A 13,178-nucleotide genomic window follows, 5' to 3' on the forward strand; every position below is an offset into this window, starting at 1 on the left:
TAGATGTAAGTGATGGATTTATGGACACAGCGCAAACATAGTCAAAAACTACTACGCCAAGGTGATCATCGTACGCCTTATCAACGAGACAAAGCCAGAATACTGCATTCGGCTGCATTTAGGCGCTTACAAGCCAAAACCCAAGTATTGGGTGCGGGCATGAGTGACTTTTACCGCACTCGCCTTACCCATTCTTTAGAAGCGTCACAAATTGGACAGGGCATAGCGGCACAGCTGAGAAGTAAATACGCTGAATTAACCCAACATTTAGACCTTAATGACAACTTGATTGAAGCGCTGTGTTTAGCTCATGATATCGGCCATCCCCCTTTTGGACATGGTGGTGAAGTCGCATTGCACTATATGATGCGTGAGCATGGTGGTTTTGAAGGCAATGGCCAAACCTTTAGAATAGTCACTAAACTCGAACCTTATACCGCCGAACATGGCATGAACCTCAGTCGGCGCACCTTGTTAGGTCTAATCAAATACCCCAACTACCTGTCGCAACTTAATCAACAGCCACAAGAGCAAAAGCCAACGTCACATCGAGAAGTAAAGGCATCGCTTTGGCATCCGCCCAAAGGTTTGTATGAGTGTGATAAAGCGTCTTTTGACTGGTTATTCGAGGGATTTTCTACTCAAGATACTCAGCGGTTTATGAAATTTACCAGCACAGCTAAAGGCCATCATAAAACCCTATATAAATCTTTTGACTGTTCAATCATGGAATTGGCGGATGACATTGCCTACGGCATACATGATCTTGAAGATGCCATAGTAATGGGCATAGTTAACCACTCCCAATTTCATCAAGAAGTGACTGAGCCGTTGCTGACATTAAATATTGATTGGATGAACCAAAACATAACGGCCCTTAGCGAAAAACTATTTAGCCAACACCATCATGAACGCAAAGACGCCATTGGGGCCTTGGTTAATTGTTTTATTACCAATATTGAAATAACCCAGACGGCCCCTGAATTTGAACAAGACTTATTAAAATACAACGCCGTGTTCCCTGCGCATTTCAATCAAGCTCTGAGTATTTTTAAAGCCTACGTATTTAATCGCGTCATCAGAAAACCGGACATCCAAATGCTCGAATATAAAGGTCAACAAATAGTCATGGAATTATTTCAGGCCTTTGCGTCAGATCCTCAAAGGTTGCTCCCCGACAATACGCGCCAGCGTTGGATAGAAGCAGATGAGGCGGGTAACGGTCGCAGAGTGATTGCCGATTATATCTCAGGCATGACCGACGGATTTGCTTCAAAATTATATGGCAGTTTGTTTATGCCCTCTTCTTCCGTTGTGTCAGAAAAAATGGGATAACAAGAGGTGCCAAACAGTCGGGTGGATTTTCTGTGATAAAAATGTGAGGAAATTTTTTCGCTGAGTTAGCTGTCTACTGGTACAAGTCACTGAATCAAAATCATGGGAATAACATGTTAATTCGCACACCTAAGTCCAGTCAGATAAAAGAGCATCAGGTCACTGACGAGCACATTTATCAAAACCGACGACAAATACTCAAGTCGATGGGATTTTTAGGGGCTTCAGCCTTAATGGCCAGTCCCCATGCAAGGGCTGTAAATTGGTTTGGTGAGGATGAAGCTACCACCTTCAAAACCACCGCACTGACATTCTCACAACCCCAAATTTACCATTCAGATGAAATACTCACTCCCGAACAAAAAATTATTAGCCACAATAACTTCTATGAATTTGGCTCTAGCAAATCTGATCCCGTTGCAAACTCACAATCTTTCAAGGTGGAACCTTGGTCTTTACGCATAGATGGGCTGGTAGAAAAACCTGTCACATTAGGATACGACGACTTATATAAACACTTCGATTTAGAAGAGCGTATCTACCGACTACGCTGTGTTGAAGCCTGGTCTATGGTGGTGCCGTGGATTGGATTTTCTCTTGCTGACTTGATTAAAAAAGCCAACCCACTGAGCAAAGCAAAATATGTGGTGTTTGAAACCTTATACGATCCCGATCAAATGCCCGGACAGCGTAATCGATTTTCTGGTGGCGGGATTGATTACCCATACATTGAAGGCTTGAGACTAGACGAAGCCATGCACCCTTTAACACTGATGTCAGTGGGGTTATATGGCAAAACCCTGCCCCCACAAAACGGCGCACCTATCAGGCTTGTTGTGCCTTGGAAATATGGTTTTAAGAGTATTAAGTCTGTGGTGCGTATTCGACTCACCGATAAAATGCCAGCTACAACTTGGAATCAACTCGCCGCTAACGAATATGGTTTTTACGCTAACGTTAATCCCAAGGTTGATCACCCGCGATGGACCCAAGCCAGCGAACGGCGTATCACATCGGGTGGCTTGTTTACTCGCAATCGCATCGACACCCAAATGTTTAACGGTTACCCAGAAGTGGCGTCTATGTATACCGATATGGATTTGAGAAAGTATTATTAAGTGGGTTTTATAGTGAATAAATTTGTACGTCTTACACTAGGGCAAACTTTTTGGTTAAAAATGGTGCTACATGTTGCGGCCTTGTCGCTGTTGTCATTAACCTTTTATCAAGCTTACAGTGATCAACTCGGCGCAGATCCAGTGGAAGCACTATTACATTTCACAGGCATTGGCGCATTTAACCTATTACTGCTGTCATTACTTATTTCCCCTCTTGCTAAATATTTACGCCTAGGTCAGTTACTTACGCTTAGAAGACCCGTTGGCCTGTACGCGTTTGCATACGGGCTTTGCCATGTCACAAGTTACATTATGTTTGAGTTACAATTTGAATGGTCTCTTATATTTTCAGAAGTCGTCAAACGCCCGTATATCACTGTTGGCTTTAGCGCATTACTTATTTTAACTCTGCTGGCCACTACGTCTACGAAAGCCATACAAAGACGTATGGGGAAAACCTGGCAAAAAACCCACAACTGGGTGTATGTGGCGAGTTTACTGGTAGCTTTACACTATCTCTGGTCAGTAAAATCGGATTTGATTCAGCCAATAATTTACGCTGTAGTGCTACTGACTTTGTTAGCTACCCGAAAGGATAAGTTTCTAAAACCATTCAGATCTGCGTTAAATAGGCGAAATAAAAGACAACAAAACAAAAAAAAGCTTGCATGATGTTTTATACAGTACTACTGTATATCCAACCACTGTATATAACATCACTACTGAGAAATCATCATGGCAAGTTTACATGCATTTACCCATAGCTCTACTCCACTCGCCACCATGCAAGTGCCTGCAGACAACAGGCATAACGGCAATATTAATGTTAGCCATGCCAACAAATGGACCTTCTTAGTGGCCAATCATATTCGCTTTACCGACAAGTCAGCTTATTGCATTCGCTTAACTAAGCCTAAACAAAGCGATTTATCACTATGGCTTGAAAAAATTGTGACTGCAGGTCAATGTGCAAACCTGTTTGTTGAACATTTGTCTTTGGACGAAATAAGCTTTAAGCGTTTAAAACAACTATGTATCGACTTCAATGTGGCACTGGTTAACTTAATGCCTCAAAATGAGCAAAAAGACAATGTCGTAAAAGGTCCTTGGTAGATATTTAAGTTAAGATACAGCTATTGTTGGCTATTGACTAAGCTCAGTGTCATCGCCTAGGCTTGCCAATCTTATAATTTTATTTTTAGATTTTGGTAATGACTATTAAAAACTGTTTTTGTGGTAGCGGGCTCACATTTGAACAATGTTGCCAAGGGCTTATTAATGGCGAAGTGGCTGCCAAAAATGCCGAAGCGCTTATGCGTTCGCGCTTTTCCGCTTATGTGATAAAAAATTATCAGTACATCTTACTAACCTACGCATCAACCCAGCGTGCTCAGCTCACTGTAAGCGAACTAGCCAATAGCAGTCTGGATACTCACTGGTTATCTTTACAAGTTCTTGCACATCATGTTCAAAAAAGTACTGCCCAAGTTGAATTTAAAGCTTTCTATCAAGTAGACAATGGTTATTTTGTGATGCACGAACTGTCAGATTTTGTTTTTGAGGCGGGAAAGTGGTTGTATACCAGCGGAGTAATTCAAAATGGCTCTGGAAAATTTTTCCCAGAACGAAATAGTCAGTGTTTATGCGCTAGCGGCAAAAAATTTAAAAAGTGTTGTGGCGCTTAGTATCTTTAACAAACTCAGAACTGAGATCAACGCCCTTTTTTTAAATTATTATCAACTTCTTTTACCTTCAACCAAATCAAACAGCGCATAAAAATTTTCAGTGGTCACCCTCGCTAATTCCTCAACACTTACTCCTTTTAAATTGGCAATAAACTCCCCTACTTCCCGAACAAATCCTGGTTGGTTGGGTTTACCTCTGTAAGGAACAGGCGCTAACCAAGGTGAGTCGGTTTCAATCAGGAGTTTGTCTAGTGGGATTTTTTTGACGACTTCTTGTAGTTCAGTGGCGGTCTTAAAAGTGACTATGCCTGATATGGAAATATACATACCCAGTTCTATCGCTGCTTGCGCCATTTCCCAGTTTTCAGTAAAACAATGTAATACACCTTGGGTTGACTCGCTTTTGTGCTGCTTGAGCAAAGCAATTGTATCTTCACGCGCATCTCGGGTATGAATGATCAGGGGCTTGTTTAGCTTATTGGCGACTTTAATGTGGTCAACAAAGGAAGTGAGCTGTACGGCCTTAGTGTCTGCGCTGTAAAAATAATCCAAGCCGGTTTCACCTATGGCCACCACCTCTTCTCTATCAGCCATTTCAAGGAGCTCATCAAAACTACAGGCATCTTCTTGATGTAATGGGTGTACACCACAAGAGACCGATACATCGTTAAAGCCTTTCACGGCGTCTAACATCACAGGGAAGTCTTTGACAGATACAGAGACACATAAAAAGTGCTCTACACCTCTATTTCTTGCAAAATTGAGTACTTCTGACAGTTCTTCTGGGGTTTTATCTAATCGGTCTAAGTGGCAGTGAGAATCAACAAACACGTAATTTTTCCATTATAATAAGGGGTTTAAAAGGGTTATGCGGTTTTAGCTTCTGCTAATTGAGTTAATAACGAGGTTAAGACTAAGGTTTTATTTACACCTGGGTTGCGCAACTGCTTAACCACCTTAATCGCCTGTTGGTTTAGTTGCCACTGGGCGTCTGATATTTGTTGCTGGCTTTGCTGCCTAGCCCAGTATTGGGTCCATTTGAGCATTTTATCTGCATTCTCTTGCCAGTCGCTTGCCAATTGCATCGCATGGGTTTCACCCTTTAATAAAGCCTGTATGCCTTGGCTGAAAATTTCATAGGTAAAGCTCTGCTCCTCTTGTAATTCTGCCAACAGGGCCAGTGGCCTTGCGCTAAATAGCTGGGCCAAATTAATATCAATTTCATCTGCATATTGGGTGTTAATCCATGCAAGAGTGGTGTCTAAAGTAGGTAATGGCAAGGCGACCTTTTCACACCTACTTTTGATTGTTGCTAAGATGCGCTCAGGCTTGTCGGTAGTCAGCAATAAAAAGGTATTCGCGGTAGGCTCTTCTAGGGTTTTAAGTAGTGCGTTGGCACTTGATTCGGTCATGGTGTGGGCTGCAGCAATAATCAATACTTTTGTACCCGATAAATGAGCAGAGCCGTTCAAGATCTTTATAGCGTCGCGTATCTGATCTACACCAATCTGCTTATCAGACTCTATAATATGCAGATCAGGATGGGTTGATGCGGAGTTTAACAAACAAGACTGGCAATGACCGCAAGCCTTATCTTCTTGCTTTTGGTTACATAAAAGTAACTGCGCTAACTGCAATGCAAAACTTGATTTACCTAGTCCAGAAGGACCTTGAATAAGCAGCGCATGATGCAGTTTTGCATTGGTTATCCGCTTACTTAAATGTTTAAAAGAAGACGTTAGCCAAGGATACATTTATCGCTCCAAATATTGTTGAATTGCCCGTTCAATATCTTTATGCACCGCTTCGATACTTTGCATAGTGTTGATCAGGATACAATTTGTATCTTGCTGAGCTAAGTCTAGGTATCGCTGGCGGGTTCTTTCGAAGAAACTCAAATCTTCTTGTTCGATTCTATCAAGTTCGCCTCGACCTTTTGCACGCTTTAGGCCTTCTTTGGGTTCAACATCCAAGTACAAGGTAAGATCAGGTTTAAATTCTTTTAGTGTAATAGCCCTTAAACTTTCAATCATATGTTGATCAATCTGACGACCGCCCCCTTGATAAGCTTGGGAAGACATATCGTGCCTGTCTCCTAGTACCCAATGTCCTTTATCTAAGTTAGGCAGGATCACGTTTTGCACTAATTGCGCTCTTGCGGCATACATTAATAACAGTTCGGCTTCGACTGTGACATTTTCAATATTCCAGTCATGTTTAACGATATCCCTAATAGCTTCTGCCATAGGCGTTCCGCCAGGCTCTCTAGTTTGTACCACAGTATGGCCTGAGGCAGAGATTGCCTTAGAGATAATAGCTACGGCGGAGCTTTTCCCTGCACCTTCTAAGCCTTCAATAACAATAAATTTGCCCGATGTTTGCAACGAATACTCTCTTATTTTTTTAATTGATACTTACGCACAGCAGAATTGTGCTGTTGCAAAGTGACTGAAAACTGGTGACTTCCATCTCCTTTTGACACGAAATACAATTCATCAGTGGTCATTGGGTTAAAAGCAGCGTCAATAGCAGCCTTACTTGGCATAGCTATTGGTGTAGGCGGCAATCCTTTAATTACATAAGTATTGTAGGGAGTGGCAGTCTTTAGATCTTTTCGCCTAATATTGCCATCAAATCTATCGCCCATTCCATAAATAACCGTTGGATCGGTCTGTAGACGCATCTTTAAATTGAGTCGATTAACAAAAACACCTGATATCCGAGGGCGCTCACTGGCTACTCCCGTTTCTTTTTCTATTATGGAGGCCATAGTTAAACCTTCATAGGCAGATTGATAAGGCAAATTGAGTGCTCGATTACTCCATGCAGTATTCAAATATTGTTGCATACTTAAATGGGCACGTTTAACCAACTCAATAGCCTTGGTTTGTGCCACAAAATGATAAGTATCGGGTAAAAGAAATCCCTCAATCGACTGATGCGGTAATAATCTGGATATCTCCTCGAGCTTCTGCTGAAAGTCATTGCTAAACACAATCTGAGGATGAGCTTTCAGCACCAACAACCATTCACGCCAGTTGAGTCCTTCAACCAAACTAATTGAAAACTGCATTTCTTTACCACTTGAAAACAATTCTAGTAAGTCTAAGGCACTCATAGAGGGCAATAATTCATAGGTGCCCACCTTAACATTGGCCAGCTCTGGTTCGAGTTTCAGTCTAATTTTAAGGCCAAGATTATCGCTAATTATTCCTTGCTTCTTTAAACGATTAAGTAATCCTTTAGCAGACGCTCCAGACTTAACTGTATAGCTCGTTGCCTTAGAAAGATTAAGCGGTTGATGCACTTTTTTGTCTAGATAGAACAGTACCGCAATAAAAAGCAAACCTAAAATCAAACCAATAATAGATAACCACTTTACAACTTTCATTAGACTTTTATCGCCTTGAGTTTAATGGCTTGATGAACATGTTGCTGTAGTTGCGTGCAGTGCTTGATGGGATAACTCACTCGTTTTTGAATCATATGATCAAATACACTAGTGATGGGTACTAATTTCATCAAGGCATTGCACACAAAAATCTCTTGGGCACTAAACAAAGTATGAATACCCTGCTTAACAATCAGCACTTCTTGCCCAATTTGTTGCATAACATCCAAAACAAGGTTACGCATAACCCCTTCAACACCCGCACCGCTAAGATCTGCGGTATACCATACATCTTTGTTGTACCAAAATAGGTTCCCCATTGAGGACTCAACGACTTGTTGTCGAGTATCACACACAATCGCATCATCAAATGGCGTTTTTGCCAGCGCTTGTTTAATCAAAACTTGCTCTAATCGATTCAAATGTTTGATCCCAGCTAATAGTGGCTGCAAAGCGAGTTCGATAGGGCTAGTTGTGACACTGATACCCTTTCTTTGCCAATCCGAGTAATGGGTAGGCAAAGGGTGATGGGTTATGATGAATCGTGGGTTGACTGCTCCTTCAGGATGATACCCTCTGCCACCCGAGCCTCGGGTTATCATAACTTTTACGACAATTTCGTTACTAGATTTTATAGAGTCAAGAATACAATCTTTTAATTTAGACCACTTATCAAATTCTATAAACAGCCTACGGCAGGCCCACTTTAGGCGTTCAATATGAGCTTCAAAAAGCTCTAAATGTCCGTTTCTAAACGCCATAGTTGTAAAGCAACCGTCACCATATTGAAAGGCTCGGTCTGCAATATCGATATTTTGTTGCTGACTACCGTTTACAATCATTTATTCTTGGGTTGAGAGGGATAATAGAGCTTCAATCATACTCAAATGCTAAAATTTGCCTAGTGTTTTTTAAACAACAACGCACCATTAGTGCCACCAAAACCAAATGAATTACATAAGGCGTATTCCAACTTAGCTGGTCTGGCGGTATGAGCAACAAAATCGAGATCACAACCTTCGCTAGGGTTATCCAAATTAATGGTAGGAGGTGCGATTTGGTCACGTAACGCCAGGATCGTAAAAATAGCCTCTACTGAACCAGCCGCTCCGAGTAAGTGCCCTATCATCGATTTAGTTGAACTCACCAATAGCTTGTCAGCATGATCAGCAAAGACTTGTTTAATCGCTGCGACTTCGGCCAAATCTCCGGCTGATGTAGAGGTACCATGGGCATTAATATAACCAATTTTTGTTGGGCTAACCTTAGCGTCGTTGATGGCATTTTTCATAGCAGCGGCGGCACCTTCCCCATCAATTGGGGGCGATGTCATGTGGTAGGCATCACCACTCATACCAAAACCAACGAGTTCTGCATAAATAGTGGCACCACGGGCAATAGCTGAATCATAGTCTTCCAACATGATGACCCCTGCGCCCTCTCCCATAACAAATCCATCTCTGTCTTTATCCCAAGGACGACTGGCAGTAGTTGGATTTTCGTTAAGGGTTGATAAAGCCCGAGCGGCCGAAAAGCCCCCTATACCCAAAGCACAGACTGTAGACTCAGCGCCACCTGCTATCATGGCATCGGCGTCACCGTAAGCTATGGTCCGGGCTGCAATACCAATATTATGCACCCCTGTGGTACAAGCGGTGACTACGTTGATATTTGGGCCTTTGATACCTTCGAATATCGAGAAAAAACCAGACACCATATTAGTAATAGTGGCAGGTACAAAAAACGGGGATATTTTACGAGGACCAAATTCAATCAACTTTCGATGATTTTCTTCAATCAAGCCTAAGCCACCAATTCCAGAGCCAATAGCGACACCAATTCGGCCTGCGTTTTCTGCCGTTACCTTAAAGCCAGAGTGTTCAAGCGCTTGTTTTCCAGCAGCTATACCAAGCTGAATAAACCGATCCATTTTCTTGGCTTCTTTTTTGGGAATATAGTGCTCAACGTCAAAATCTTTGACTTCACCAGCAAAACGAGTAGCAAAAGAATCAGTATCAAATGAAGTAATGGGAGCAATGCCGCTTTTTCCGGCAAGAATATTTTTCCAAGTAGAATCGACTGTATTGCCGTTAGGTGAAAACATGCCAAGGCCAGTCACAACTACGCGACGTTTAGACACATCGTCCTCCGACTATCTATAGAAAATGATTATTTGAGAAAAAAAACGGCCCAGAAAGGACCGCTTTATATTTTACGCGTCTTTGTTAGCGTTGACGTAATCAATAGCAGACTGAACAGTTGTGATTTTTTCAGCTTCTTCGTCAGGAATTTCAGTATCGAACTCTTCTTCGAGCGCCATTACCAACTCAACAGTGTCTAATGAATCCGCACCTAAATCATCTACAAAAGAAGCTTCTGGTTTAACTTCATCTTCTTTAACACCAAGTTGTTCAACAACGATTTTTTTAACACGTTCTTCGATAGTACTCATAATTCTAGTTTTCCTTTAAGTCGCTAGATATAAATTTTGCGAGTAGTGTATTGGGCTAAGTGCCCCCTTGCAAGCAAGAGATTCATCTTTCTTTCTGGTCTAACCACTCGCAGCTTAATAAATATTTATTCGTTTAGTAAAGCATCAATTACTGACACTTTACCCCATATACATGCCTCCGTTAACATGTATTGTCTCTCCAGTGATATATGCAGCTTCATCACTGGCTAAAAATCCAACAGTTGCGGCAATTTCTTTAGGGTTGCCTAAACGGTTCGCTGGAATATCTTTAAATATACTTTCTTTTTGCTCATCGGTGAGTGATTTGGTCATATCTGTATCGATAAAACCCGGCGCTACAACATTGACAGTAATGCCTCTTGAGGCAACTTCACGGGCCATGGATTTACTAAAACCTATTACGCCAGCCTTGGCAGCTGCATAATTGGCTTGTCCACCATTGCCCGTAGAGCCGACCACTGAGCCTATATTAATAATCCGTCCTTTACGTTTTTTCATCATCCCCCTAAGTACCGCCTTAGACATTTTAAAGATAGAGGTTAAGTTAGTATCCATTATACTTTGCCATTCATCGTCTTTCATACGCATCAGCAAGTTATCACGAGTGATACCCGCATTATTGACAAGAATATCCACACCACCATGTTTTTCAGTGATCTCGGTCAATAACCTTTGCATTGAATCGGGGCTTGAAACATCAAGTACTTTCCCTTCCCCGCTGCCTTGCAGATAGTCACTGATCGCCTCAGCACCACTTTGGGATGTCGCAGTACCTATTACTGTTGCGCCGTCGGCAACCAAGCGCTCGGCTATTGCTTTGCCAATGCCTCTACTTGCGCCTGTCACTAGTGCGATACTGCCTTTTAAATTAGCCATACATTCTCTTCTAAAAATAGTAAATTAAATCAATGAATTAATTGATTCCACAGTGTTAATTGCGGTGCAACTTATACGCTTATCAATACGCTTGGTTAAACCAGTTAAAACTTTTGATGGTCCCACTTCTAATAACGAGTCGACTTCTAACTTGGCCAGTTTAGTGATGGTTTCTGTCCAGCGAACAGGGCTATATAACTGTTCGATTAAAGCCTGTTTTATCTCTTCTGGAACTGTGGGACTTGCAACATCAACATTATTAATGACGGGGATTTTTGGTGTATGAATTGTTATCTCTTTTAGTAAACGTTCCAGTTGCTCCGCTGCAGGTTTCATTAATGCGCAATGAGAAGGAACACTCACAGCTAAAGGCAAAGCTCGTTTAGCCCCCTGTTCTATACAGAGCTCAGCGGCGACTTCAGCTGCACTTTTGTTTCCAGCAATAACTATTTGACCCGGTGAATTAAAGTTGACGGCTGCGACTATTTCATTGGTACTTAACTGAGCTTGATTGCAACTCGACATTACTTTGTCATCATCTAGGCCAATGATGGCATACATCGCACCAACACCTGCTGGTACTGCTTGTTGCATAAATTGTCCTCGTGCCTCTACCAATTTAATAGCATCAGCAAAATCTATAGCACCTGCACATACTAAAGCCGAGTACTCTCCTAAGCTATGGCCGGCCATATAGGCAGGTGCACTCACCCCCTTTTCAACTAGCAGGGTATAAATTGCATAACTAGCCGCGAGTAATGCTGGTTGAGTTATATGGGTTTGATTAAGCTTCTGCTCATCATTCTGAGTCACATCCCATAAATTGTAGCCTAAGACATTACTGGCCTGTTCAAAGGTGGTATGGATGCTTGTATTTTCGGCGGCTAAATCACTTAACATACCTAAGGTTTGGGAGCCCTGACCAGGAAAAACCCATGCTTGTTTACTCATATTTGTTTCTCTAAAAATTTTATTTTTGTCATGTGTTTATGCTGCTGCGCAGTCAAAATGGCTAAAACTGTAGTTATTAATACCTTGTAAGACTCTAAAATAACTTTTGCAATTATCTTAATTACAAAATGGATTTTACTTTAAAACAACGGCTATTCGATCTTTTATTTTTTCTGGCACTTGTAGTTCAACTTGCTGGATAGCCTCTCGAATAGCATATAAATAAGCCTTAGACGATGCATTACCATGGCTCTTTACTACAATTCCGCGCAATCCTAACAGACTTGCACCGTTATACTGGTCGGGTTTCATCCGTTTAAAAATACTGCGAAACAAAGGCATAGCGAGTTTAGCCAAAACTTTTGAACCCCAGCTACGCTGAGATGCATTTTTAACTTCTTGAATAACGAAATTCACTAATCCTTCCCAAGATTTCAATGCAACATTGCCAACAAAACCATCGGTAACAATCACATTAGCTTTTTCGGAGAAGATATCATTGCCCTCAACAAATCCTATGTAATTTATATCTTTACTTTCAGTTAATAATCTAGCGGCCTGCTTGACTTGGTCATTACCTTTTATTTCTTCAGAACCAACATTTAGGAGCCCAACTTTTGGCTCATTAATAATTGCAACCTGTTCAGCTAATACAGAGCCCATAACCGCATGTTGAAATAGCACTTCTGAATCACAACTGATATTTGCGCCTAAATCCAGAAAGTACACATTACCGTTATTAAGGGTAGGTACTAAAGTTACAAGGGCTGGACGAACAATACCTGGAAGCGTTTTTAATACATAATATGCCATGCTGATCAAAGCACCAGTATTTCCTCCACTTACACAAGCGTCGGCGTCATTATTCTCTACTAAATCGAGAATGCGTCGCATGGATGAGTTTTTTTTGTGACGTAATGCATGGCCGGGCGCATCATCCATTGCCACTGTTTCTGGGCAATCAGATAAGGTAATCCGCTGTTGAATATCGGGAAGTTGTTTATCCAGCCACTTAGACATAACAGTCAAAGGACCACAAAATATAAAGTGAAGATGGGGTGTTTGTTGCAGTGCAGTTAACGCAGCCGGAAAAATAATATGGGGGCCGTGATCGCCCCCCATGATATCTAACGCTATGGTTAGACGACTCAAAGTTCTAACTCTTTAAATTAAAGAGGTAAAACTTTTTTGCCTTTGTAGTAACCATCAGCGGTCACGTGATGACGAACATGTGTCTCACCTGACGTTGAATCTACAGACAAAGTCGCAGTACCAAGTGCATCGTGTGAACGACGCATACCACGTCTTGAACGAGTTTTTTTACTCTTCTGTACAGCCATTACTTTACT

The 13,178-nt window shown here is 41.7% G+C and carries 16 protein-coding genes; 5 read left to right on the forward strand and 11 right to left on the reverse strand.

What is annotated here, in order from left to right; all coding sequences use genetic code 11:
• Positions 1-12 precede the first annotated feature (12 nt).
• The 5 genes from Q0688_RS00360 to Q0688_RS00380 all read left to right on the forward strand — a co-directional run bounded on the left by Q0688_RS00360 (position 13) and on the right by Q0688_RS00380 (position 4,138).
• A complete protein-coding gene (locus Q0688_RS00360) occupies positions 13-1,335 on the forward strand; it encodes an anti-phage deoxyguanosine triphosphatase (RefSeq protein ID WP_299071507.1) in 1,323 nt (440 codons plus the stop codon).
• 113 nt (positions 1,336-1,448) lie between these two features.
• Positions 1,449-2,453, forward strand: a complete 1,005-nt coding sequence (gene msrP, locus Q0688_RS00365) for a protein-methionine-sulfoxide reductase catalytic subunit MsrP (protein WP_299071518.1) — start codon at positions 1,449-1,451, stop codon at positions 2,451-2,453.
• A 12-nt stretch (positions 2,454-2,465) separates the two neighbouring features.
• Positions 2,466-3,125 carry a protein-methionine-sulfoxide reductase heme-binding subunit MsrQ gene (gene msrQ, locus Q0688_RS00370; RefSeq protein WP_299071529.1) on the forward strand — a complete coding sequence of 220 codons (660 nt, stop codon included), beginning with the start codon at positions 2,466-2,468 and terminating at the stop codon, positions 3,123-3,125.
• A 63-nt stretch (positions 3,126-3,188) separates the two neighbouring features.
• Complete coding sequence (locus tag Q0688_RS00375; protein WP_299071532.1) at positions 3,189-3,566, forward strand: hypothetical protein; 378 nt, start codon at positions 3,189-3,191, stop codon at positions 3,564-3,566.
• 98 nt (positions 3,567-3,664) lie between these two features.
• Positions 3,665-4,138, forward strand: coding sequence for a YchJ family protein (locus Q0688_RS00380; RefSeq protein WP_299071535.1), 474 nt, complete (start codon positions 3,665-3,667; stop codon positions 4,136-4,138).
• 51 nt (positions 4,139-4,189) lie between these two features.
• Here Q0688_RS00380 and Q0688_RS00385 read toward each other — a convergent pair whose 3' ends face one another.
• The 11 genes from Q0688_RS00385 to rpmF form a co-directional block, all read right to left on the reverse strand.
• Positions 4,190-4,969 (reverse strand): TatD family hydrolase, encoded by a 780-nt coding sequence (locus Q0688_RS00385; RefSeq protein ID WP_299071538.1) that lies wholly within the window; start codon positions 4,967-4,969, stop codon positions 4,190-4,192.
• A 35-nt stretch (positions 4,970-5,004) separates the two neighbouring features.
• On the reverse strand, positions 5,005-5,892 hold the full coding sequence (gene holB / locus Q0688_RS00390; RefSeq protein ID WP_299071541.1) for a DNA polymerase III subunit delta': 888 nt from the start codon (positions 5,890-5,892) through the stop codon (positions 5,005-5,007).
• A complete protein-coding gene (gene tmk / locus Q0688_RS00395; protein WP_299071544.1) occupies positions 5,893-6,522 on the reverse strand; it encodes a dTMP kinase in 630 nt (209 codons plus the stop codon).
• An 11-nt stretch (positions 6,523-6,533) separates the two neighbouring features.
• Entirely contained in the window at positions 6,534-7,529 is a 996-nt protein-coding gene (gene mltG / locus Q0688_RS00400; protein WP_299071546.1) for an endolytic transglycosylase MltG, read from the reverse strand.
• The gene (gene pabC, locus Q0688_RS00405; RefSeq protein ID WP_299071549.1) at positions 7,529-8,371 is read right to left on the reverse strand and encodes an aminodeoxychorismate lyase; all 843 of its coding nucleotides are present in this window, start codon (positions 8,369-8,371) and stop codon (positions 7,529-7,531) included. The genes mltG and pabC overlap by 1 nt, the downstream gene beginning before the upstream one ends.
• Positions 8,372-8,430: 59 nt before the next feature.
• Complete coding sequence (gene fabF, locus Q0688_RS00410) at positions 8,431-9,669, reverse strand: beta-ketoacyl-ACP synthase II (RefSeq protein WP_299071552.1); 1,239 nt, start codon at positions 9,667-9,669, stop codon at positions 8,431-8,433.
• A 72-nt stretch (positions 9,670-9,741) separates the two neighbouring features.
• A complete protein-coding gene (acpP, locus tag Q0688_RS00415; RefSeq protein ID WP_299071555.1) occupies positions 9,742-9,981 on the reverse strand; it encodes an acyl carrier protein in 240 nt (79 codons plus the stop codon).
• Positions 9,982-10,140: 159 nt separating this feature from the next.
• Positions 10,141-10,878: a 3-oxoacyl-ACP reductase FabG gene (fabG, locus tag Q0688_RS00420; RefSeq protein ID WP_299071558.1), complete on the reverse strand. Its 738-nt coding sequence runs from the start codon at positions 10,876-10,878 to the stop codon at positions 10,141-10,143.
• Between the two features lie 24 nt (positions 10,879-10,902).
• Positions 10,903-11,829, reverse strand: coding sequence for an ACP S-malonyltransferase (gene fabD, locus Q0688_RS00425; RefSeq protein ID WP_299071561.1), 927 nt, complete (start codon positions 11,827-11,829; stop codon positions 10,903-10,905).
• A gap of 135 nt (positions 11,830-11,964) precedes the next feature.
• The gene (gene plsX / locus Q0688_RS00430; RefSeq protein WP_299071566.1) at positions 11,965-12,981 is read right to left on the reverse strand and encodes a phosphate acyltransferase PlsX; all 1,017 of its coding nucleotides are present in this window, start codon (positions 12,979-12,981) and stop codon (positions 11,965-11,967) included.
• A 17-nt stretch (positions 12,982-12,998) separates the two neighbouring features.
• The gene (gene rpmF / locus Q0688_RS00435) at positions 12,999-13,169 is read right to left on the reverse strand and encodes a 50S ribosomal protein L32 (protein ID WP_299071569.1); all 171 of its coding nucleotides are present in this window, start codon (positions 13,167-13,169) and stop codon (positions 12,999-13,001) included.
• Between the last annotated feature and the right edge of the window lie 9 nt (positions 13,170-13,178).

It is taken from the genome of uncultured Paraglaciecola sp., from assembly GCF_937123705.1.
Taxonomy (GTDB): domain Bacteria; phylum Pseudomonadota; class Gammaproteobacteria; order Enterobacterales; family Alteromonadaceae; genus Paraglaciecola.

Coding starts and splice junctions, on each gene's coding strand:
- pabC (WP_299071549.1), bottom strand. CDS start 8,371: ATGATTGTAAACGGTAGTCAGCAACAAAATATCGATATTGCAGACCGA.
- holB (WP_299071541.1), bottom strand. CDS start 5,892: ATGTATCCTTGGCTAACGTCTTCTTTTAAACATTTAAGTAAGCGGATA.
- acpP (WP_299071555.1), bottom strand. CDS start 9,981: ATGAGTACTATCGAAGAACGTGTTAAAAAAATCGTTGTTGAACAACTT.
- Q0688_RS00375 (WP_299071532.1), top strand. CDS start 3,189: ATGGCAAGTTTACATGCATTTACCCATAGCTCTACTCCACTCGCCACC.
- msrP (WP_299071518.1), top strand. CDS start 1,449: ATGTTAATTCGCACACCTAAGTCCAGTCAGATAAAAGAGCATCAGGTC.
- Q0688_RS00380 (WP_299071535.1), top strand. CDS start 3,665: ATGACTATTAAAAACTGTTTTTGTGGTAGCGGGCTCACATTTGAACAA.
- fabG (WP_299071558.1), bottom strand. CDS start 10,878: ATGGCTAATTTAAAAGGCAGTATCGCACTAGTGACAGGCGCAAGTAGA.
- mltG (WP_299071546.1), bottom strand. CDS start 7,529: ATGAAAGTTGTAAAGTGGTTATCTATTATTGGTTTGATTTTAGGTTTG.
- rpmF (WP_299071569.1), bottom strand. CDS start 13,169: ATGGCTGTACAGAAGAGTAAAAAAACTCGTTCAAGACGTGGTATGCGT.
- Q0688_RS00360 (WP_299071507.1), top strand. CDS start 13: ATGGATTTATGGACACAGCGCAAACATAGTCAAAAACTACTACGCCAA.
- fabD (WP_299071561.1), bottom strand. CDS start 11,829: ATGAGTAAACAAGCATGGGTTTTTCCTGGTCAGGGCTCCCAAACCTTA.